General features: G+C 75.4%; 18 protein-coding genes. 10 read left to right on the forward strand and 8 right to left on the reverse strand.

All coding sequences use genetic code 11. The annotated features are described in order from the left end of the window. The first annotated feature begins 90 nt into the window (after window positions 1-90). The gene (locus AB0K43_RS04440; protein WP_363635629.1) at window positions 91-498 is read left to right on the forward strand and encodes a cobalamin B12-binding domain-containing protein; all 408 of its coding nucleotides are present in this window, start codon (window positions 91-93) and stop codon (window positions 496-498) included. Window positions 499-558: 60 nt separating this feature from the next. On the opposite strand, the gene AB0K43_RS04445 is transcribed toward AB0K43_RS04440, so the two are convergent. After that, window positions 559-2,139 (reverse strand): DUF5691 domain-containing protein, encoded by a 1,581-nt coding sequence (locus tag AB0K43_RS04445; RefSeq protein ID WP_363635632.1) that lies wholly within the window; start codon window positions 2,137-2,139, stop codon window positions 559-561. Between the two features lie 79 nt (window positions 2,140-2,218). Next, window positions 2,219-3,538 carry an SWIM zinc finger family protein gene (locus AB0K43_RS04450; protein ID WP_363635634.1) on the reverse strand — a complete coding sequence of 440 codons (1,320 nt, stop codon included), beginning with the start codon at window positions 3,536-3,538 and terminating at the stop codon, window positions 2,219-2,221. A gap of 328 nt (window positions 3,539-3,866) precedes the next feature. Here AB0K43_RS04450 and AB0K43_RS04455 point away from each other — a divergent pair, with 328 nt between their 5' ends. The 5 genes from AB0K43_RS04455 (at window position 3,867) to sucD (ending at window position 11,090) form a co-directional block, all read left to right on the forward strand. Then, window positions 3,867-4,964, forward strand: a complete 1,098-nt coding sequence (locus AB0K43_RS04455; RefSeq protein WP_363635636.1) for an AAA family ATPase — start codon at window positions 3,867-3,869, stop codon at window positions 4,962-4,964. Between the two features lie 29 nt (window positions 4,965-4,993). Beyond that, on the forward strand, window positions 4,994-7,411 hold the full coding sequence (locus AB0K43_RS04460; protein ID WP_363635638.1) for a DUF5682 family protein: 2,418 nt from the start codon (window positions 4,994-4,996) through the stop codon (window positions 7,409-7,411). A gap of 83 nt (window positions 7,412-7,494) precedes the next feature. Further along, window positions 7,495-8,691: a VWA domain-containing protein gene (locus AB0K43_RS04465; RefSeq protein WP_363635640.1), complete on the forward strand. Its 1,197-nt coding sequence runs from the start codon at window positions 7,495-7,497 to the stop codon at window positions 8,689-8,691. A gap of 325 nt (window positions 8,692-9,016) precedes the next feature. Continuing rightward, complete coding sequence (gene sucC / locus AB0K43_RS04470; RefSeq protein WP_363635642.1) at window positions 9,017-10,189, forward strand: ADP-forming succinate--CoA ligase subunit beta; 1,173 nt, start codon at window positions 9,017-9,019, stop codon at window positions 10,187-10,189. A gap of 16 nt (window positions 10,190-10,205) precedes the next feature. Further along, window positions 10,206-11,090, forward strand: coding sequence for a succinate--CoA ligase subunit alpha (sucD, locus tag AB0K43_RS04475; RefSeq protein ID WP_363635644.1), 885 nt, complete (start codon window positions 10,206-10,208; stop codon window positions 11,088-11,090). Between the two features lie 93 nt (window positions 11,091-11,183). Here sucD and AB0K43_RS04480 read toward each other — a convergent pair whose 3' ends face one another. Further along, entirely contained in the window at window positions 11,184-12,707 is a 1,524-nt protein-coding gene (locus AB0K43_RS04480) for a LuxR C-terminal-related transcriptional regulator (RefSeq protein WP_363635646.1), read from the reverse strand. Window positions 12,708-12,824: 117 nt separating this feature from the next. Here AB0K43_RS04480 and AB0K43_RS04485 point away from each other — a divergent pair, with 117 nt between their 5' ends. Next, the gene (locus tag AB0K43_RS04485) at window positions 12,825-14,204 is read left to right on the forward strand and encodes a DUF6350 family protein (protein WP_363635648.1); all 1,380 of its coding nucleotides are present in this window, start codon (window positions 12,825-12,827) and stop codon (window positions 14,202-14,204) included. A 163-nt stretch (window positions 14,205-14,367) separates the two neighbouring features. Here AB0K43_RS04485 and AB0K43_RS04490 read toward each other — a convergent pair whose 3' ends face one another. Then, window positions 14,368-14,763: a hypothetical protein gene (locus AB0K43_RS04490; RefSeq protein WP_363635650.1), complete on the reverse strand. Its 396-nt coding sequence runs from the start codon at window positions 14,761-14,763 to the stop codon at window positions 14,368-14,370. 14 nt (window positions 14,764-14,777) lie between these two features. Next, window positions 14,778-15,392, reverse strand: coding sequence for a hypothetical protein (locus AB0K43_RS04495; protein ID WP_363635652.1), 615 nt, complete (start codon window positions 15,390-15,392; stop codon window positions 14,778-14,780). 365 nt (window positions 15,393-15,757) lie between these two features. Between AB0K43_RS04495 and purN the strand changes: the two genes are divergently transcribed. Both purN and purH read left to right on the forward strand, forming a co-directional pair. Next, the gene (purN, locus tag AB0K43_RS04500) at window positions 15,758-16,417 is read left to right on the forward strand and encodes a phosphoribosylglycinamide formyltransferase (RefSeq protein WP_363635654.1); all 660 of its coding nucleotides are present in this window, start codon (window positions 15,758-15,760) and stop codon (window positions 16,415-16,417) included. Next, entirely contained in the window at window positions 16,414-17,994 is a 1,581-nt protein-coding gene (purH, locus tag AB0K43_RS04505; protein WP_363635656.1) for a bifunctional phosphoribosylaminoimidazolecarboxamide formyltransferase/IMP cyclohydrolase, read from the forward strand. The genes purN and purH overlap by 4 nt, the downstream gene beginning before the upstream one ends. Window positions 17,995-18,059: 65 nt before the next feature. Here the strand turns inward: purH and AB0K43_RS04510 are convergent, their stop codons facing one another. The 3 genes from AB0K43_RS04510 to AB0K43_RS04520 all read right to left on the reverse strand — a co-directional run bounded on the left by AB0K43_RS04510 (window position 18,060) and on the right by AB0K43_RS04520 (window position 19,726). Beyond that, window positions 18,060-18,716 carry an RDD family protein gene (locus tag AB0K43_RS04510; RefSeq protein ID WP_363635658.1) on the reverse strand — a complete coding sequence of 219 codons (657 nt, stop codon included), beginning with the start codon at window positions 18,714-18,716 and terminating at the stop codon, window positions 18,060-18,062. Between the two features lie 144 nt (window positions 18,717-18,860). After that, complete coding sequence (locus tag AB0K43_RS04515) at window positions 18,861-19,283, reverse strand: DUF2752 domain-containing protein (protein ID WP_363635660.1); 423 nt, start codon at window positions 19,281-19,283, stop codon at window positions 18,861-18,863. After that, window positions 19,283-19,726, reverse strand: coding sequence for a DUF4190 domain-containing protein (locus AB0K43_RS04520; protein WP_363635662.1), 444 nt, complete (start codon window positions 19,724-19,726; stop codon window positions 19,283-19,285). The genes AB0K43_RS04515 and AB0K43_RS04520 overlap by 1 nt, the downstream gene beginning before the upstream one ends. Window positions 19,727-19,960: 234 nt before the next feature. Here AB0K43_RS04520 and AB0K43_RS04525 point away from each other — a divergent pair, with 234 nt between their 5' ends. After that, window positions 19,961-20,815: a bifunctional methylenetetrahydrofolate dehydrogenase/methenyltetrahydrofolate cyclohydrolase gene (locus AB0K43_RS04525; RefSeq protein ID WP_363635664.1), complete on the forward strand. Its 855-nt coding sequence runs from the start codon at window positions 19,961-19,963 to the stop codon at window positions 20,813-20,815. Window positions 20,816-20,836 lie beyond the last annotated feature (21 nt).

Here is a 20,836-nt window from a genome sequence, read left to right on the forward strand (position 1 = left end):
TCCCCTCAGGTCTGTTAAGAGTGGTTAACGCCACACCCGTGCCCGGCCAGGCCGGCCCGGGTGGTGGACGACGAGGTCCAGGAGGCAGTGATGGGCGTGTCAGGCCCGATCCGTGTGGTGGTCGCCAAGCCGGGGCTGGACGGGCACGACCGGGGTGCCAAGGTGATCGCCCGGGCGCTGCGCGACGCCGGGATGGAGGTCATCTACACCGGCCTGCACCAGACCCCGGAGCAGATCGTCGACACCGCGATCCAGGAGGACGCCGACGGCATCGGCCTGTCGATCCTCTCCGGCGCGCACATGACCCTGTGCGCCAAGGTGCTGGAGCTGCTGCGCGAGCGCGACGCCGAGGACATCAAGGTGTTCTGCGGCGGGATCGTGCCGCCCGAGGACATCGTCGAGCTCAAGGCGCTCGGCGTGGCCGACATCTTCACCCCGGGCACCCCGACCCAGGACGTGGTGGCCTGGGTCGAGGCGAACCTGCGCCACGCGGGCTGACCTCCGCCCAAAGCCGCTGACGGCCGCCGACGGCCGCTGACGCCGGTGAAGCCCACCGGCTCAGCCGGCTCGGCCCACCAGCTCGGCCAGCATCGCGGCCCGGAACCGCAGCGTCCCGGCAAGCCGGTCGAAGGTCTCCGCCCAGGCGGTGTCGGGGGCGGCGTCCGCCGCCAGTGCCGCCACCGCCGGGGCGGCCTCGGGCGCCAGTGCCCGCTCCGTCATGCCCAGCACACCGCTGTGGCTCCACGGGTACGCGCCGGAGCCGGCGGCCCGCTCCAGGGCGGCGACCACGGCGGTGGACAGCGGCGGCGTCCACGGGGTGGCGCAGGCGCCGAGCAGTTGGAAGGCGTCGCCCAGCCCGTGGGTCTGCACGAACGCGGCCGTCCAGGCGGACCGCTCGGCTGCGGGCAGCACCGAGAGCAGCCGGGCGGGTGAACCCGCGGTGCGCCCGGCCCGGCCGGGCCGCGGCACCGGGCCGAGCAGGGCCCGGGCCCAGTCGGCGTCCTGCTGCCGGACGGCGGCCCTGGCCCAGGCCTCCCGCAGGTCGTCCGTCCAGTCCGTCCCGCCGTCGCCGACCGGGAGCCGCAGCAGCTGATCGGGGCCGAGGCCGGTGTCGGCGGCCCACAGCGCCAGCGGCGCGGCGGCGACGATCTCGCCGAACCACCAGGCCCGTTCCCCCCGTCCGGTGGGCGATTTGGGCGGTATGCCGTCCCGCTGCATCCCGGCGTCGCACTCGGCGGGCGGGCTGACGGTCAGTCGGCGCCCTTCGAGGCGTACGACCGCACGGGCGCGCTCCGCCATCCGGGTGGCAAACGCGGAGCCGGGAAGGGTGGAGAGCAGCTCGGCCGCCGTCGCCCGGACGTTCTTGCTCCGGTCGGTCAGCGCGGCCTCCAGGAACGGCTCGTCGGCCGCGGACAGGCCCTCCTGCAGCGCGTCCAGGAACAGCACCCGGTCCTCGGCCCGCTCGGTCGGCCAGGTCGAGGCCAGCAGCTCCAGCGCGTCCTGCGGGCGCTCCCGGCGCAGCCGGACCAGATGGGTGACCCGCTCGGCGAACAGGCCCTCCTGCCAGACCTGCGGCCCCGCGTCGGCCTCCGCCGGCTCGGCGGCCGTCCGGTGGACGAAGCGCCAGTCCTGGTTCCGGTCGGCCAGCCAGCGGCCCAGCGGCCCGGCCAGCGCGACCGCGGGTGCGCGCAGCTCGCTGCGGGCCCGGGCGGCGTCCAGCAGCGGCGGCACCAGCGAGCCCGGCAGCCGGTACCCGTGCGCCACCGCCGCCTCCAGCCACTGCGGCAGCAGCTCGGCCAGGTTGGCCGGCGCGGCGCCGGCGGTGCGCCCGCCGACCAGCACCGCCAGCCGCCGGGCCGCCGCCTCGGGCAGCTCCGGACGGGCGTCCGGCGCGGCCGCCGGCGGCAGCTCGGGCGCCGGCAGCGCCACGGCGCCGGCCCGGCGGCGGACGGCGACCAGCGCGGCCAGGTCGAGCAGCGCGACCGCCGGGTCGGTGCGGTCGACGGCCGCCGCCGCGGCCAGCAGGGCGGCCGGCCCGGCCGGCTCGGGCAGCGCCCGGCGGTCGGTGCCCAGCAGCGCGGCGGTCTCCAGCTCCGCCCAGCCGTCGGCGGTCTCCAGGGTGGTGGTGGGCGTGGTCATGGCCGGCCTCCGGTCGGGTCCGAGTACGGGGAGGGGTCTACTGCGGGGTCAAGGCCTTGGCCCCGCCGGGCGGGGCGGCTCACTGGCCCACCCCCACCGGCCGGCCCTGCCCGGCCCAGGCCGTCACCGGCGCGAAGCCGGCCGGCCCGCACTCGCCGAACAGCGTCACCGGGTGCCCGGCCGAGAGCGCGGCCAGCCGCCACAGCGCCGCCTCCGGCACCGAGCCCCGGCGCACCGCCACCGCGCTGCGACCGTCCGTCAACTGCCAGCCCTCGGGCCCGAGTACCGGCACCACCTCGCTCAGCACCACCGGCCAGGACTCCAGCCAGGGATCGTCGGCCACCGCCGCGCCGTACCCGGCCACCGCCTCCGCGGGGGAGAGCCCGGCGGGCGGCTCGGCGGGCCCGGCCTCGGGTGCGCCGTACCGCTGGCCGAGCACCGCGCGCAGCGGCCGGGCACCGGGGTGGAAGGCCAGCTCGGCCTCCAGCGACTGCCCGGCGGGCAGTGCCAGTTCGGGCGCCTGGCCCGGCCGGCCGAAGGCCAGCAGCAGAGCGGGGCGCCCGGTCTTGGCGCCGCGCAGCCAGAGCCGGCGGGTGGTCAGCCGGTCGTCCGCGGTGTCCCGGCTGCCGAGCACCAGCCACCTGTCCCGGACTGTCGGGCCGGCCAGCAGCTCGGCCGTGTCGGCGGTGAAGCCGACCCGGGTGCGGACGGTGGCGGCCAGCTCCTCGGGCAGCTCGTCGACCCGGCCCCAGGCCCCGGCCAGCAGGTGCAGCAGCGCGTACCCGGTGAGCAGCCCCTGCTGCGGGGTGTACGCCAACTCCCGGACCTTGGAGGCCAGCCCGGGCGCCTGGGCGTCCACCATCCGGGCCGCCACCTGCTCCCAGTCGGCCGCCCCCGCGGCATGGTCGGCCAATCCCCGGCGGACGCCGTCGGCCAGCCGCAGCCGCAGCTCCTGGGCGCCGGCCGAGACCCGGGCGGTGCGCCGCTCCACCCGCCGCCGCGCGGCCGCCGGATCGGCGGTCTCGGCCCTGACCTGCTGCCGGGCGGTCTTCTGCTCGACCGCGGCCTGACGGCCCGCCATCCACTCGGCCACCCAGTCGGGCCGCTCCGCCCCCTCGGCGATCTCCGCCGCGCCGGCGCTCCACAGCAGCAGCAGCCCCAGCACGTGCTTGCAGGGGAACTTCCGGCTCGGGCAGCTGCACTTGTACGCGGGCGTGGCCAGCTCGACCGCCGCCCGGTAGGGCGTGCTGCCACTGCCCTTGCACAGCCCCCACAGCACCCCCTGCTCCCAGCCGGCCCCCGACCAGGGAGCGGGCCCGGAGAGCTTGCCGGCGGCCTTCAGCGAGGCCTGGTCGGGTGCGAGGGAAAGGACGTGTTCGGTGCTCCAGCGTTCCTCCATGCCGAGGACGCTAGGCGCCGCCACTGACAACCGACCCGGCGTCAGCGCTCGGCCGGACACCCCTCGGCCGCGCGGATCCGCGCAGGCTCCCGGACGGCGCGCGGTGTCGGCGGATCCACCCGAACTCCGCGCGCCACAAGCCCTGGTGGCCGTAGCCCGCGGTGGCGCGGGCGCCCGGTGCCGACGGGTTGTCAGTGTCCCGGTGCATGGTGGTTCCAGCAGGTGGAGAACGCCTGTACGACCTCTGCGCCGATGGTCCCCGCACCCCTCTGAGCCGCCCGTGCCCTGCGACAGCTGTGCCCGGCGGCCCGTATGCCAGGAGCCGATGATGACCACCGAAACGTCGACCGAAGTCCTGCGGCTGCACGCCGAGGACGCCTTCGCCGCCGAGCTGGCCGCGCTCGCCGCGCAGGACGACCGCCCGCGCCCCGAGCGCTGGCGGCTCTCGCCCTGGGCCGTCGCCACCTACCTGCTGGGCGGCGAGCTGCCCGACGGCACCGTGATCACCCCCAAGTACATCGGCCCGCGCCGGATCGTCGAGGTCGCCGTCACCACCCTCGCCACCGACCGGGCGCTGCTGCTGCTCGGCGTGCCCGGCACCGCCAAGACCTGGGTCTCCGAGCACCTGGCCGCCGCGATCAGCGGCGACTCCACGCTGCTCGTCCAGGGCACCGCCGGCACGCCCGAGGAGGCCGTCCGGTACGGGTGGAACTACGCCCAGCTGCTCGCCCACGGGCCCAGCCGGGACGCCCTGGTGCCGTCCCCGCTGATGCGGGCGATGGCCGACGGCCGGATCGCCCGGGTCGAGGAGCTCACCCGGATCCCGGCCGACGTCCAGGACAGCCTGATCACCATCCTGTCCGAGAAGACCCTGCCGATCCCGGAGCTGGGCACCGAGACCCAGGCCGTCCGCGGCTTCAACCTGATCGCCACCGCCAACGACCGCGACCGCGGGGTCAACGAGCTCTCCAGCGCGCTGCGCCGCCGCTTCAACACCGTCGTGCTGCCGCTCCCGGCGACCCTGGACGAGGAGGTCGACATCGTCACCCGCCGGGTCGGCCAGCTCGGCCGCTCGCTCGACCTGCCGGAGCTGCCCGGCGGTGCCGAGGAGATCCGACGGGTCGTCACCGTCTTCCGCGAGCTGCGCGCCGGGATCACCGCCGACGGCCGGACCAAGGTGAAGACCCCGAGCGGCACGCTCTCCACCGCCGAGGCGATCTCGGTGGTCACCAACGGCCTCGCGCTGGCCACCCACTTCGGCGACGGCGTGCTGCGCGCGGGGGACGTGGCCCAGGGCATCCTCGGCGCCGTGGTCCGCGACCCGGTGGCCGACCGGGCGGTCTGGCGGGAGTACGTCGAGGGCGTGGTCCGCGAGCGGGACGGCTGGAAGGACTTCTACCGCGCCGCCCGCGAGCACTCCAACTGACCGCAGTTCTCCGCAGGAGGGAGGCCGACATGACCAACGGACCGACGCTGCTCGGCATCCGGCACCACGGGCCCGGCTCGGCCCGCGCGGTCGCCGCCGCACTGGCCCAGCTGCGCCCCGACGTGGTGCTGATCGAGGGGCCGCCGGAGGCCGACCGGCTGGTCGAGCTGGCCGCCGAGAAGGACCTGGTGCCACCGGTGGCGCTGCTCGCGCACGTGGTGGACGACCCGGCCCGGGCCGCGTTCTGGCCGTTCGCGGTCTTCTCGCCGGAGTGGGTGGCGCTGCGGTACGCGGTCGACCACCAGGTGCCGGTCCGCTTCATCGACCTGCCGGCCGCCCACACCCTCGCCGAGCCGGGCACCGACCCCGGGCCGGCAGCGCCGGGGGGCGCTCCCGGCGTGGGCGTGGGCGAGGGCGAGGGCACAGGTACGGCCGAGGCCGAGGGCGCCGGCGACGGCCCCGGACCGGACCCGATCGCCGCGCTCGCCGCCGCGGCCGGCCACGACGACCCGGAGCGCTGGTGGGAGGACGTGGTCGAGCACCGCGCCCCCGGCGCGGACGCACTCGCCCCGTTCGAGGCGGTCGCGGAGGCGATGACCGCCCTGCGCGAGGGCACCCCGACCGGCCGCCGCGACGCGCTGCGCGAGGCGTACATGCGCCAGCAGCTGCGGGCCGCGCACCGGGCCGGGCACCGGCGGATCGCCGTGGTCTGCGGGGCCTGGCACGTCCCGGCCCTGCGCGAGCTGCCGACGGTGGCGCACGACAAGGCGCTGCTGGCCGGCCTGCCGAAGAAGGTGAAGACCGAGATCACCTGGGTGCCCTGGACGCACCGCAGGCTCTCCCAGCACACCGGCTACGGCGCCGGCATCGACTCGCCCGGCTGGTACCACCACCTGTTCACCGCCGAGGGCGACACCGTGGCCCGCTGGCTGACCACGGTCGCCGAGCTGCTCCGGGCCGAGGACCACCCGGTCTCCTCCGCGCACGTCATCGAGGCCGTCCGGCTGGCCGAGACGCTCGCCGCGATGCGCGGCCGACCGCTCGCCGGGCTCACCGAGACGCTGGACGCCGTCCGGGCCGTCATGTGCGACGGCTCCGAGGTGGCCCTCGCCCTGGTGCACGACCGGCTGGTGGTCGGCGACGCCCTCGGCGAGGTGCCCGACTCGGCCCCCGCCGTCCCGCTCCAGCGGGACCTGGCCCGGCTCCAGCGCAGCCTGCGGCTGAAGCCCGAGCCGGCCGATCGCGAGCTCGTCCTCGACCTGCGCAGGGAGCTGGACACCGAGCGCTCCACCCTGCTGCACCGGCTGCGCCTGCTCGGTATCGACTGGGGCGCCCCGAGCCGGTCGGCCGTCAACTCCACCGGCACCTTCCGGGAGACCTGGCAGCTGCGCTGGGAGCCCGAGTTCGCCGTCCGGGTGGTGGAGGCCGCCCAGTGGGGCACCACCGTCGAGGGCGCCGCCACCGGCAAGGCCGTGGGGGCGGCGGAGCGGGCCGGCGAGCTGGCCGAGCTGACCGCGCTCGCCGAGCGTTGCCTGCTCGCCGCCCTGCCAGCCGCGCTGCCCGCGGTGATGCGGCTGCTCGCCGACCGGGCCGCGCTGGACACCGACATCGCCCAGCTGGCGGCCGCGCTGCCCGCGCTGGTCCGGGCGCTGCGCTACGGCGACGTCCGCGGCACCGACGGCGCCGCCCTGGCCGACGTGGCCCGGGGCCTCGCCGAGCGGATCTGCGTCGGCCTGCCGACCGCCTGCACCGGCCTGGACCAGGACGGCGCCAACGCGATGCGCTCCCACCTGGACGCGGTGCACGCCGCCGTGGGCCTGCTGGCCTCCGAAAATGCCGCCGAGCACACCGAGCGCGCCCCCGGGCATGTCGAGCACACCGAGCACGCCGCCGAGGACCCGATCGCCGACCGCTGGGCCGCGGCCCTGCACGCGCTGGCCGCCCGCGAGCCCGCCGGCGGCCCGGCCACCGGCGCCCCCGGGCTGCTGCGCGGCCGCGCCGTCCGGCTGCTGCTGGACGACGGCCGGCTGGGCACCGAGGAGGCCGGCCGCCGGCTCGGCCTGGTGCTCTCGCCCGGTGGCACCCCGGCCGACGCGGCCGGCTGGGTGGAGGGCTTCCTGGCCGGCGGCGGCGCCCTGCTGCTGCACGACACCAGGCTGCTGGCGCTGCTCGACGACTGGCTGGTCGGGGTCCGGCCGGAGGCCTTCACCGACCTGCTGCCGGTGCTCCGGCGCACCTTCTCCGCGCTGGAGGCGGGGGTGCGGCGCACCGTCGGCGAGCGGGTCGCGGCCGGCCCGCTCGGCTCCGCCGCCCGGCCCGCGGCCGCGGACACCGCAGTGCTCGACGAAGCCAGGGCCGACGCGGCGCTGCCGGCCCTCGCCCGGCTGCTCGGCCTGCCGCCCGCCCCGGTCCGGATCCCCCGCCAGGCGGACCGCCGGTCCGGCTGAATCCCGGCGCCGGGCCGGGTGGTGGAGGGGACCACCCGGCCCGGCGTCCCGCACCGTCCACCGACAGCCCGAAGGAGTGTCAGATGACCACCGCCCAGGCCGCCACCGACCGAACCCCGGCCGATCCGGCCGCCGAGCGCATCCGCCGCTGGCGGCTGGTGCTCGGTGGCGAGGCGGACGGGACGGGCTGCGCGCTCACCGGCCGCGACGCGGCGATGGACGGCGCGCTGGCCGCGCTCTACCGGGGCACCGGTGCCGAGCCGGGCCCGGGCCGGCCGCGCTCCGGCACCCGCACCGCGGGCCTGGGCGGCTCCGCCCCGCAGGTGGCGCGCTGGCTCGGCGACATCCGCGCGTACTTCCCGACCACCGTGGTCCAGCTGATGCAGCAGGACGCGATCACCCGCCTCGGCCTGGACCGGCTGCTGCTGGAGCCCGAGATGCTGGCCGCGGTGGAGCCGGACGTGCACCTGGTGGGCACCCTGCTCTCGCTCAAGCACGCGCTGCCGGAGAGCACCCGCGAGACGGCTCGTGCGGTGGTCGGCAAGGTGGTGGCCGAGCTGGAGCGCCGGCTGGCCGACCGCACCCGCTCGACCCTCGGCGGCGCGCTCGACCGCAGCGCCAAGGTGAACCGGCCGCGCCACAGCGACATCGACTGGGGCCGCACGATCCGGGCCAACCTGAAGAACTACCTGCCCGAGCACCGCACGATCGTCCCCGAGCGGCTGGTCGGCTACGCCCGTGCGCAGCGGGCGGTCAAGAAGGACGTGATCCTCTGCATCGACCAGTCGGGCTCGATGGCCGCCTCGGTGGTGCACTCGGCGGTGTTCGGCGCGGTGCTCGCCTCGATGCACAGCCTGGACACCCGGTTGGTGGTCTTCGACACCTCGGTGGTCGACCTGACCGAGCAGCTCACCGACCCGGTCGACGTCCTGTTCGCCACCCAGCTCGGCGGCGGCACCGACATCAACCGGGCGCTGGCCTACTGCCAGTCGAGGATCAGCCGGCCGTCCGAGACCATCGTGGTGCTGATCAGCGACCTCTACGAGGGCGGCATCCGGGACGAGATGCTCAAGCGGGTGGCCGCGATGAAGGCCTCGGGGGTCCAGTTCATCGCCCTGCTCGCGCTCTCCGACGAGGGCGCCCCCGCCTACGACCACGCGCACGCCGCCGCACTGGCCGCGCTCGGTGCCCCGGCCTTCGCCTGCACCCCGGACGCCTTCCCGGACATCATGGCCGCCGCGATCGAGAAGCGGCCGCTGCCGGTGCCCGCCGACAACTGAGCATCATCACCCGAACGAGTGAGCCGAGGCCGGTGACCGCGGGCCCGGCCCGGGGGCTGCGAAAACCCCGCGCGACACGCTCGAACTGGCCCGTTGTGACGGTTCTCACCAAAGCCGAGTCGGCCCCGGGCGAAACACGCCCGTCGTACGGGGATAACCTGCCACACGGACGTGACGCGCGTGTTGATTGACGGTGCGCCCGGCGCTGTGCAGGCCGCAAGGCCGTAACTCTGCGTACCTGCGCAGCCCCGACGACCCGCAGCGAAGATCCTGCCGTGGCACGCTCGTAGAGACACAATCCGCGACCACGAACAAGGACAAACACGTGGACCTGTTCGAGTACCAGGCGAGGGACCTCTTCGCCAAGCACGGTGTACCCGTGCTTGACGGCGATGTCATCGAGACCGCCGCAGACGCTGCCGCCATCGCGGAGCGCTTCGGCGGCCGCGCCGTCGTCAAGGCTCAGGTGAAGGTGGGTGGCCGAGGCAAGGCCGGTGGCGTCAAGCTCGCCGCCGACCCGGCCGACGCCGTCGCCAAGGCCGAGGCGATCCTCGGGATGGACATCAAGGGCCACACCGTTCACAAGGTGATGCTGGCCCAGACCGCGGACATCAAGGACGAGTACTACGTCTCGTTCCTGCTGGACCGCACCAACCGCACCTTCCTGGCCATGGCCAGCGTCGAGGGCGGCGTGGAGATCGAGGTCGTCGCCGAGGAGAACCCGGACGCGCTGGCCAAGATCCCGGTCGACGCCAACGAGGGCTGCACCCCGGAGAAGGCCGCCGAGATCGTCGCCGCGGCGAAGTTCCCGGCCGAGGTCGCCGACCAGGTCGCCGAGGTTCTGCAGCAGCTCTGGAAGGTCTTCATCGCCGAGGACGCGCTCCTCGTCGAGGTCAACCCGCTGATCAAGTCCGGCGACGGCAAGATCATCGCGCTCGACGGCAAGGTCTCGCTGGACGAGAACGCCGAGTTCCGCCAGCCGGAGCACGAGGCGCTCGAGGACAAGGCCGCCGCGAACCCGCTGGAGGCCGCGGCCAAGGCCAAGGGCCTCAACTACGTCAAGCTCGACGGCGAGGTCGGCATCATCGGCAACGGCGCGGGTCTCGTCATGAGCACCCTCGACGTGGTCGCCTACGCCGGTGAGCAGCACGGCGGCGTCAAGCCCGCCAACTTCCTCGACATCGGCGGCGGCGCGTCCGCCGAGGTGATGGCGAACGGCCTGGAGATCATCCTGGGCGACTCCGACGTCAAGTCGGTCTTCGTCAACGTCTTCGGCGGCATCACCGCGTGCGACGCGGTCGCCAACGGCATCGTGCAGGCGCTGGCCCTCCTGGAGGAGAAGGGCGAGGCCGTCACCAAGCCCCTCGTCGTCCGCCTGGACGGCAACAACGCCGAGCTGGGTCGCAAGATCCTGACCGACGCCAACCACCCGCTGGTGCAGCAGGTGGACACCATGGACGGTGCGGCCGACCGCGCCGCCGAGCTGGCCAACAAGTAAGGGAGAGGACTGAATCATGGCTATCTTCCTTACCAAGGACAGCAAGGTCATCGTCCAGGGCATGACCGGCTCCGAGGGTATGAAGCACACCCGCCGGATGCTCGCCTCGGGCACCCAGATCGTCGGCGGTGTGAACCCGCGCAAGGCCGGCACCACCGTTGACGTCGACGGCACCGAGGTGCCCGTCTTCGGCTCCGTCGCCGAGGCCATCGAGAAGACCGGCGCCGACGTCACCGTCATCTTCGTGCCGCCGAAGTTCACCAAGGACGCCGTCGTCGAGGCGATCGACGCGGAGATCGGCCTCGCGGTCGTCATCACCGAGGGTGTCCCGGTCCACGACTCGGCCGCCTTCTGGGCCTACGCCGGCACCAAGGGCAGCAAGACCCGCATCGTCGGCCCGAACTGCCCCGGCCTGATCTCTCCCGGACAGTCCAACGCGGGCATCATCCCGGCGGACATCACCACCTCCGGCCCGATCGGCCTGGTCTCCAAGTCGGGCACGCTGACCTACCAGCTCATGTACGAGCTGCGTGACCTCGGCTTCTCCTCGGCCGTGGGCATCGGCGGCGACCCGGTCATCGGCACCACCCACATCGACGCCCTCGCGGCGTTCGAGGCGGACCCGGAGACCAAGATCATCGTGATGATCGGCGAGATCGGCGGCGACGCCGAGGAGCGTGCCGCGGCCTACATCGCCGAGCACGTCACCAAGCCGGTCGTCGGCTACGTCGCGGGCTTCACCGCCCCCGAGGGCAAGACCATGGGCCACGCCGGCGCCATCGTCTCCGGCTCCTCGGGCACCGCCCAGGCGAAGAAGGAGGCCCTGGAGGCCGCCGGTGTCAAGGTCGGCAAGACGCCGTCCGAGACCGCTCGCCTGGCCCGTGAGCTGATCGCCAAGTAAGGCAGCCACGCCCGAGGGCGCCGCGGTCGGAACCCGACCGCGGCGCCCTCGGCGTTGTGCCCCGCGGGGTCGCTGCGGGGTCGCTGCGGGTGCTCAGCGCAGCAGGTCGGCGAGTTTCGGCAGCCCGGACGGCGTACCGGTCGGGCACGGCCGCAGCGGCGGGCAGCCGACCGCCACCGGCAGCACCTCGGCGGCCGCCGCCACCGAGGCCGCGGCTTCGGGCACCGGCGACGGAGACACCAGCGACGCCCGGACCAGCACCACCGGCTTGGCCCCGGCCACCTCGCACCAGTGGCTGCGCACCCCTGCCTCGGCGCCCGGCAGCAGCGGCCCGGCGCTGCCGGTGTCGGCCGTCGAGCACAGCGGCGGCGGGGCCGACGGGGTCGAGCGGAACAGCTCGGCCGGGCCGATCCCCAGCAGGGTGGCGACCACGGCACCGCCGACCGCCACCGTGAGCAGCGCGGCGCCGCCGGTGACCGCGCCCGTCCGCAGCCGGCTCTCCACCGTCAGCAGCCGGGGGGACGGCTTCCAGGGCGTCGCGCAGCCGTGCACGGCCGCCCGGTGCAGCAGCTCGCCGAGCCGGTCGCCGAACTCGGGCGCGGCCGGGTCCGGGCCCACCAGGTCCGGCACCTCCCTGGCCAGCGCCGCCCGGGCGGCCCGGACCCGGCCGGCGGCGGCCGCCGTACTCGCCTCCACCTGCACCGCGACCGAGTCGACCGGCACACCCAGCGCGTCGTGCAGCACCAGCGCCCAGCGGCGCGGCCGGGAGAGCCTGCGGAGCGCCTTCAGCAGGGCCTTGTCCCGCGGGGTGAGCCGGTCCTCGGGCCCGACCCCGGCCGGTCCGACCCGGATCCGGCGGTGCGGGAGGGTGAACAGGTGCGCCCGCCGGGGGCCGCCGCGGCGCCAGGGGGAGAGCGCCGCCTCGAAGGCCCGGCCACGGATCCAGCCCTCCGGGTCGGGCAGCGCCGAGATCTCGGCCCACTGCCGGGAGGCCGCGCCCAGGGCCAGGTGGGCGCAGTGCACCGCACGGTGCCGGCAGGCCGTCAGCAGGAAGGTCTGCTGGACCAGCCGGTCGTGGGCGGCGAGACAGAAATCGGCGAACGCGACGGGCCCGGGCCCGGGGTCGACCCCGGCCGCCCGGACGGGCGGGGCGGCCCGGGCCGGCTCGGCCGGCTGGACTGCTCGGGCCGCTTGGGCCGCCCGGCCCGTGGATGCGGCCCGGGCCGGCTCGGCGGCCTTCGTCGGTTTCGCCGCCCGGGCCGCCCGGGCCCGCTTCGCCGGCGCCGCGGCCGGCTTCGCCACCGGGCGCGCGCGGACGGGCGGGGCGCTCGCCCGGTGCACCAGCGCCGCGGCCTCCGCCGTCGTCCGCACGCCCAGCTTCCGCATCGCCCGGTGCAGCCGGGTGCGGGCGAGAGCAGGGGAGAGCCCCAGCTCGGCGGCGATCACGGCCAGCTCCTCGCCGCCCGCCAGCCGGGTCAGCAGCTCCGCCTCACGGGCGGTGAGCAGCCGCAACAGGCGGGCCGGATCCCGCCGGGCACCCTGCGGCGCCCGGGCCCGGTCGGGGGCCGCGGCGCCGGGGGTCCTGGACCGCTTTCCGGTGGTCGGGGGAGCGTTCACCGCGTTTCCTCGATCCGGCTCCAGCGCGAGTTTTGGCACATGTACCGATAATCCGGGACACGGCGAAGGTTTGCGCGTTGACACGGCGTAACGGTCCCGCTTGGGAGCATGAAGCCCATGACGCAGCTGATGGGCCGTCCGATCCTGGGCCTGCCGAGCGAACTGGGCACCCGCTCGGCCTTCGCCGACCTGCTCATGGGGGCGCGTACGGCGCTTCTCACGCTGGCCGTGGTGGCCGTCCCGGTGCTGGGCCTGTGGGTGCTGGTGCCGTACTCGGACGACACCGCCGCCGACGCCGCCCGGCTGGCCTTCGGCCTCTGGCTGCTGGGCCACGGCGCGCCGCTGGCCCGGGGCGGGGAGGCGGGCCCGGTCACCGTCACCCCGCTGCTGCTCACCGCGGTCACCGTCCTGGTGCTCCACCGGGCCGGGCTCCGGGTGGGCCGGCGCGGCCGCCGGGGCTGGCGTGCGCCGCTGGCGGTGGCCGCCGGCTACCTGGCGGTGGCCGCCGTCGCGGTGGCCCAGTGCACGGCCGCGGAGGCGGTGCTGCGGGCCCGGCCGCTGCCCGATCTGGCGATGGTCGCCGCGGTGCTGGCGGCCGGATTCGGGCCCGGCCTGTGGGCCGGCGCCGGCCGGCCGCTGCCGCCCGCCCCGGCCGGGGCGGCGCAGTGGCCGGCACGGTGGCTGCCGCAGTGGCTGCCGCGGTGGCGCCCGCCCGCCGGGGCACCGGCCGCGGCGCTGCGGGCGGCCGGACTCTGGTCGCTCGGGCTGCTGGCCGGCGCCGGCCTGCTGCTGACCCTGGCCGTGCTGCTCGGCGGGGCCGGGCACTCGGCGCACACCCTGGGCGGCGGTACGGCGGGCTTCCTCGGCCTGCTGCTGGCCTGCGCCCTGCTGATGCCGAACGCGCTCCTGTGGGCCGCCTGCTACGCCCTGGGTACGGGCTTCGCGGTCGGTACCGGCACCCTGGTGGCGCCGACCGGGACCAGCCTGGGCGCGCTGCCCGAGTTCCCGCTGCTGGCGGTGGTGCCGCAGCCCGGCGGCGCCCCGGGGTGGCTGCTGGTGTGCGTCCTGCCGGCACTGGCCGGTGTCCTGCCCGCGCTGCTGCTCGGCCGGGCGGCGGCGGGGGAGCGGCCCGGCGCGGGCGGCTCGCGCTGGTCGGCCGGGGCCACCGCCTCGACCGTGCTGGCCGCCGCCCTGCTGGCCGGTGCGCCGGCGGTGCTCGCCGGGTGGGCCGCGGGCGGTGCGCTCGCGGGCGGCCGGATGTCCGAGCTGGGCCCGGCACCCTGGCGGACCGGCGCGGTGGTCGCGCTCTGGCTGGCCGGCGCCGTGCTGCCGGGCGCCCTGCTGACCCGCTGGTGCTGCCTGCGCGGCACGGCCCCGGGCTGGTGGCAGTGGCTGAGCCGGCTCACCGTCCGGTACACGGCCCGCCCCCGGGCGGGCCTGCACCGGGTGCTCACCCGGCTCGCCGAGCTGCGGCTGCCGTTCTCCCGCCGCGCCTGATCCCGAGGTCCGACCGGCACCGGCGTCCGCGGGGCGGGGTTGTGCGGGCTCACGGCCCGGTACGTGGGCCGTCCCTGGGTCGTCGAGCTGCGGCTGCCGTTCCCCTGTCGCGCTTGAGCTCCAAGCCGGCCCGCACCCGCGGTCCGCAGCCCCTGGTGCGGCGTCAGGCGAAGGCCGTGCCGAAGTCCGGGTAGCCGAGGCGGGCCGGCAGCCAGAGGCGGAAGGCGCCGGCGGCCCCGGCCGCGAGCTTCCCGGACCTGGTGCGGGGCTTTCCGGGGCGCAGCCCCAGCCATGCGCCGCGGAGCAGCACCGCGCTCGGTGCGATGCCGGCGGCCCAGGCCGCCCCCGGGTGGTGCCGGTACGCCCACCGGGTGCCGTAGCAGTCCGCGGCCAGGGACGCGGTGGCCGGCGCGGCCGGCACCAGGCCGCCGAAGGTCTCCAGCCGGAGCTCACCACCCACCCGGGCGATACCGCGCCGCAGGCCGTGCGCCAGACCGGTCTGCCCGCCGACGACCGGGGTCGGGTCGCCCGGCTGCGGTCCGCCCTCGTCACCGGTCACGGGCTGCTCCGCGCTCAGAGCGACTCGGGGTCCAGCAGCGCGACCACCCAGGTCGGCGCCGGGTCGCTGGTGCGGCAGCTGTGGCTGGCCTCGGCGGTCGGCGAGTCCTGCACGCAGACCACGTAGTCGTTGTAGTAGATCAGCGTGCCGAACCAGCCGAGCGTGAAGAGCACCGCCACCGCTCCGGTGAACAGGCCGCTCAGGGCGGCCGGGGCCTGCGGCTGGGAGGGCTGCGGACCGGCCGGGGCGACGGCGCCGGTGCGCCCGGCCCGCAGCGAGGAGACCGCCCAGTACACGGCGAGCGCGCCGAGCAGCAGGGAGACGTAGAAGATGCCGAGGAGCAGGCAGAACAGGCCGCCGACACCGGCGCTGAGGGCGTACCGGGCCCGCCGCTGGGCGGGGTCGTTCGGGTCGAACTTGGGCGCCGGCTGCGGCGGCGACCAGCCGCCGCGGTAGCCGGGGCTCCACGGGTGCGGCGGCGGGACCTGCGGCTGCTCGTCCGAACCCTCGCCCTCCTGGGGCGGGTTCGGCGGGGCCGCCGTCGGGAGCCGGGGCTGCCACGGCTGATCGGGGGCGTCCGCAGGCGGCGGCGCGAACGGGTTGCGCTCGCCGGTGCTGTCTCCGCTCATGGTGTCAGCCATTCCTTACTCGTCGGTGCGGCGGTGACCGCCGGGCGGGTCGCCGTCCGGCGGCCCGCCGCTCAATGATCCCGCAGCCCGGCCGCGGCCGTGCGGCGCCCCACCAGGTTGGCTCCGGTGGGTCCGGCGAGATCCCCGTCTCAACTACGCGCGTAGCGTTGCCAGGCGGTTACGGTGGCCCTTTCACCAGCCGTTATCGTGGTGCCGGTCAGCAGCTCGGAAGGGTTCCCCGGGCCCGTCGCGGCAGCGCGGTCACCCCGCGGGCCCGGCAGCCGGCTCGACCTGGCGCCGCCCGTAGTGGCCCCACCGACGGTGGATGTACCAGCGGGCGCCAACGACGTACGGAGAATCGCGCAGTGGCCGCCGCTTCCGCCCAAGTCTTCCCGCCCCGCACCCCGGGCCCGGCCCGGCTGGTGGTCCTGGTCTCCGGTTCCGGGACCAACCTGCAGGCCCTGATCGACGCCGCGGCCGACCCGGCGTACGGCGCCGAGATCCTGGCCGTGGGCGCCGACCGGGACGCGATCGCCGGCCTGGAGCGGGCCGGGCGGGCCGGTATCCCGAGCTTCGTCGAGCGGGTCAAGGACCACGCCGACCGCGCCGCCTGGGACCGCGCGCTGACCGCCGCCGTCGCCGCGCGCCGCCCGGACCTGGTGGTCACGGCCGGCTTCATGAAGATCCTCGGCCCGGAGTTCGTCGCCACCTTCGCCGGACGGATCGTCAACACCCACCCCGCGCTGCTGCCCGCCTTCCCCGGCGCCCACGGCGTCCCGGACGCCCTCGCCTACGGGGTGAAGGTGACCGGCTGCACCGTCCACCTGGTCGACGGCGGGGTGGACACCGGACCGATCATCGCGCAGGGCGTGGTGGAGGTCCTCGCCGCCGACCACCAGGACGGCGGCGAAGCGCTGCACGAGCGCATCAAGACTGTCGAGCGCCAGTTGCTCGTCGACGTCGTGGGCCGACTGGCCCGCGAAGGTCACCGCATCGAAGACCGAAAGGTATGGATCCCGGCATGAGCGCCGCCTCCAGCACCACTCCTCCCGTCTCCGAGAACGTACGCCCGATCCGGCGTGCCCTGATCAGCGTGTACGACAAGACCGGGCTGGAGGAGCTGGCCCAGGGCCTGCACGCCGCCGGGGTTGCGATCGTCTCCACCGGCTCGACCGCCGGCCGGATCGCCGCCGCGGGCGTGCCGGTCACCGAGGTCTCCGAGCTGACCGGCTTCCCGGAGTGCCTGGACGGGCGCGTGAAGACGCTCCACCCCCGCGTGCACGCCGGCGTGCTGGCCGACCTGCGGCTGGAGTCGCACCGCGCCCAGCTGGCGGAGCTCGGCATCGAGCCCTTCGACCTGGTCGTGGTCAACCTCTACCCGTTCAAGGCCACCGTCGCCTCCGGCGCCACCCCGGACGAGTGCGTGGAGCAGATCGACATCGGCGGTCCCTCGATGGTCCGCGCGGCCGCCAAGAACCACCCCTCGGTCGCCGTGGTGGTCGACCCGGCCCGCTACGCCGACGTCCTGGACGCCGTCAAGGGCGGCGGCTTCGACCTGGCCACCCGCAAGCGGCTGGCCGGCGCCGCCTTCGCCCACACCGCGGCCTACGACGTGGCCGTCGCCTCCTGGTTCGAGGCCGGCTACGCACCGAGCGACGAGCGTTTCCCCGCGTTCCTCGGCGCCACCTGGGAGCGCCAGAACGTGCTCCGCTACGGCGAGAACCCGCACCAGGGCGCGGCGCTCTACAGCGACGGCACCGGCGGCCTGGCCGGCGCCGAGCAGCTGCACGGCAAGGAGATGTCCTACAACAACTACGTGGACACCGACGCCGCCCGCCGTGCCGCCTACGACCACGCCGAGCCGGCCGTCGCGATCATCAAGCACGCCAACCCCTGCGGCATCGGCATCGGCGCCGACGTGGCCGAGGCGCACCGCAAGGCGCACGCCTGCGACCCGCTGTCCGCGTTCGGCGGCGTGATCGCCGTCAACCGCCCGGTCACCGTCGAGCTGGCCGAGCAGATCGCCGAGATCTTCACCGAGGTCGTCGTCGCCCCGGCGTACGAGGACGGCGCGGTCGAGGTGCTGGCCCGCAAGAAGAACATCCGGGTGCTGCGCGCCCCCGACGCCCCCACCGCCCGGCTGGAGGTCCGCCCGGTCTCCGGCGGGGTGCTGCTCCAGGAGGCCGACCGGATCCACGCCGAGGGCGACGACCCGTCGACCTGGACGCTGGCCACCGGTGCGGCCCTGTCGGAGGCCGAGCTGGCCGAGCTGGCCTTCGCCTGGCGGGCCTGCCGGGCCGTCAAGTCCAACGCGATCCTGCTGGCCAAGGACGGCGCCTCGGTCGGCGTCGGCATGGGCCAGGTCAACCGGGTCGACTCGGCCAAGCTCGCCGTCGCGCGGGCCGGCGAGCGCGCGCAGGGCTCGTACGCCGCGTCCGACGCGTTCTTCCCGTTCCCGGACGGTCTCCAGGTGCTGCTCGACGGCGGCGTCAAGGCCGTGGTGCAGCCCGGCGGTTCGGTCCGCGACGAGGAGGTCGTGGCGGCCGCCGCCGCGGCCGGGGTGACGATGTACCTGACCGGGACCCGGCACTTCTTCCACTGAGCCACGCCGAAGGCCCCGCACTCCGCGAACGGAGTGCGGGGCCTTCGGCGTTGACGGTCGACCGGTCAGCCGGCCTTGACCACCACGGTGCCCATGATCTTGTCCGCGAAGGTCTGCTTCTTGGCGTCCCACAGCGGCCAGAGGTAGCCGACGCAGCAGAAGCCGTCCAGGATGTGCAGCGCCTCACGGCCGAAGGCCGCGCCGAAGCTCAGCTTCTGGCCGTCGGACTCGCGCACCATCCGGATGCTGACGGCCTTCTGGCCGAGCGACTGGCCGGTGGCCTTCATCGCGGCGATGCCGGCCCAGATCAGCACGTTCACCAGCAGCATGCCGGCGTAGTAGCCGCCGCCGCCCGAGGTCTCGGTGTGCGGGTAGCCGGTCGCCGAGTAGGTCGTGGTGACCGACGGCCTGAGGGCCACGAAGACCACGATCCACGGGATCAGGCCGATCACCAGGTGGTCGATGATGGCCGCCACCACGCGGCTGCCCCAGCCCGCGTAGAAGTTCTGCACCACACCGGCGTTGGGGTAGCCGCCACCCGGCTGCTGCGGGTAGGCGTAGCCCTGCTGCGGCGGGATGCCGTAGCCCGGGGCCGGCGGCGGGGCCTGCTGCGGGTAGCCGTAACCGGGGGCCGGCGGCGGGGCCTGCTGCGGGTAGCCGTAGCCGGGCGGCGGCGGGGGCTGCTGGCCGTAGGGGTTGTTCGGGTCGGGCGGGTAGCTCATCTCTGCCTCCGGGCAGGAAGGGGACAGCGGGACGGGACAGGAAGGGAATCCTGCGACGGACGGGCAGTTGAGGTGCCGACCGGGTGGGACATTAGCGGAAGATACTGACACCGCGTGGGTCAATACCTGTCAGGAATGTTTTTCTCAGGGCCGGGAGATGCCCAGCCGGTGCAGCTGCCAGGCCCAGGAGAGCGCGGCGGCGGCGGCGATCAGCGCGTTCCGCCGGCCGTTCGGCAGCTCCCACCACCAGCGGCCGGCGCCGAGCGGCGCGACCAGCAGACCCAGACCCGCCACCACCGTCACCGGATTCGCGGCCAGCGAGGCCAGCAGGTGGCCGTGGCCGGCCTCGATGAAGACCGTGGTGCTGCCGCAGCCCGGGCAGGGGATGCCGGTGAACCGGCGCAGCGGGCAGAGCACCCCGGGGTCGTGGGCGTCGTGCAGCTGGGCCACCGTCACGGCGGCGAGCAGCGCACCGCCGCCGCGCGCCAGCACACGCAGCCAGCCGCCCCTGAGCGTCCCGGCGGTACCGGCCCAGCGGGCCGCCAGGCCGGAGATGGCGGTGGGCATCACGTCAGGCTTTTGGTCAGGGTGTCGTAGAAGACCAGACCGGCGATGCCGATCAGGATCGCCAGGGTGCTGAGCGCGATCCCGCCGATGGCCTGGGTGCGCCCGACGCCGCTGCGCTGCGCCCGGTTCAGCCCGGCGATCCCGAGACCGAGGCCGATCGGGCCGAGCATCGCCCCGTAGAAGCAGATCACGATGCCGATGAAGCCCAGCGCGAGGGAGGCCGTCGCCATGCTGTTCGGCTCGGCCGTCGGCTGCTGGGGGTAGGGCTGCTGCTGGCCGTAGCCCGGTTGCGGCGGGTAGGGCTGCTGCTGGGGGTAGCCGTAGCCCGGCTGCGGCACGGGCTGCTGGTACGGCGACGGCGGCGGCGTGCCGTACGGCTGCTGGGGCTGTTGCGGCGGGCCGAAGCCCCCGTACGGATCCGGCGTTTGGTACGGATTGCTCACTGTCGTCGTCCCCCGAGTCGTCCCCCGCATCGGCCCGGACTGCGTGTCACCAGGCCGCGGGCGGCACAGATTGGCCGGGCTTATCGTCTGGTGTCGCCCCCTGCGCTGTCCAGCCGGGTCCGCAGAGCGAACACAACTGTGGCGCAACCGCAACCCTGGCGGCCGGGACGGGCCCGGCCGCGCCGCGTGCTCCCCGCATGACGGGCATGCCCGCCGATCCAGGAGAATGGACCCATGACTGCCCAGATTCTCGACGGCAAGGCCACCGCTGCCGCGATCAAGTCCGAACTCGCCGTCCGTGTGTCGGCCCTCAAGGAGCGGGGCGTCGTGCCCGGCCTCGGTACCGTCCTGGTCGGCGACGACCCGGGCAGCCGCTGGTACGTCAACGGCAAGCACAAGGACTGCGCCGAGGTCGGCATCGCCTCGATCCAGCGCGAGCTGCCCGCCACCGCCACCCAGCAGGAGGTGGAGGACGTGGTCCGCGAGCTCAACGCCGACCCGGCCTGCACCGGCTACATCGTCCAGCTGCCGCTGCCCAAGGGCCTGGACCAGAACACCGTCCTGGAGCTGATGGACCCGGACAAGGACGCCGACGGCCTGCACCCCACCTCGCTCGGCCGGCTCGCGCTCGGCATCCAGGGCCCGCTGCCGTGCACCCCGCTGGGCATCGTCGAGCTGCTCCGCCGCCACCAGGTGGAGATCGACGGCGCCGAGGTCGTGGTGCTCGGCCGCGGCGTCACGGTCGGCCGCTCGATCGGCCTGCTGCTCACCCGCAAGTCCGAGAACGCCACCGTCACGCTGTGCCACACCGGCACCCGCGACCTGGCCTACCACCTGCGTAAGGCCGACATCGTGGTGGCCGCCGCGGGCGTCCCGCACCTGGTCAAGCCGGAGGACGTCAAGCCCGGCGCCGCGGTGCTGGACGTCGGCGTCAGCCGCAGCGAGGGCAAGATCGTCGGCGATGTCCACCCGGGCGTCGCCGAGGTCGCCGGCTGGATCTCGCCGAACCCGGGCGGGGTCGGGCCGATGACCCGCGCGATGCTGCTCAACAACATCGTCGAGGCGGCCGAGCGCCGCGCCGGCCGCTGATCCGCCGTGGCGGGTGAGGGG

The organism is Kitasatospora sp. NPDC049258 (assembly GCF_040678895.1).
In the GTDB taxonomy this organism is placed as follows: Bacteria; Actinomycetota; Actinomycetes; order Streptomycetales; family Streptomycetaceae; genus Kitasatospora.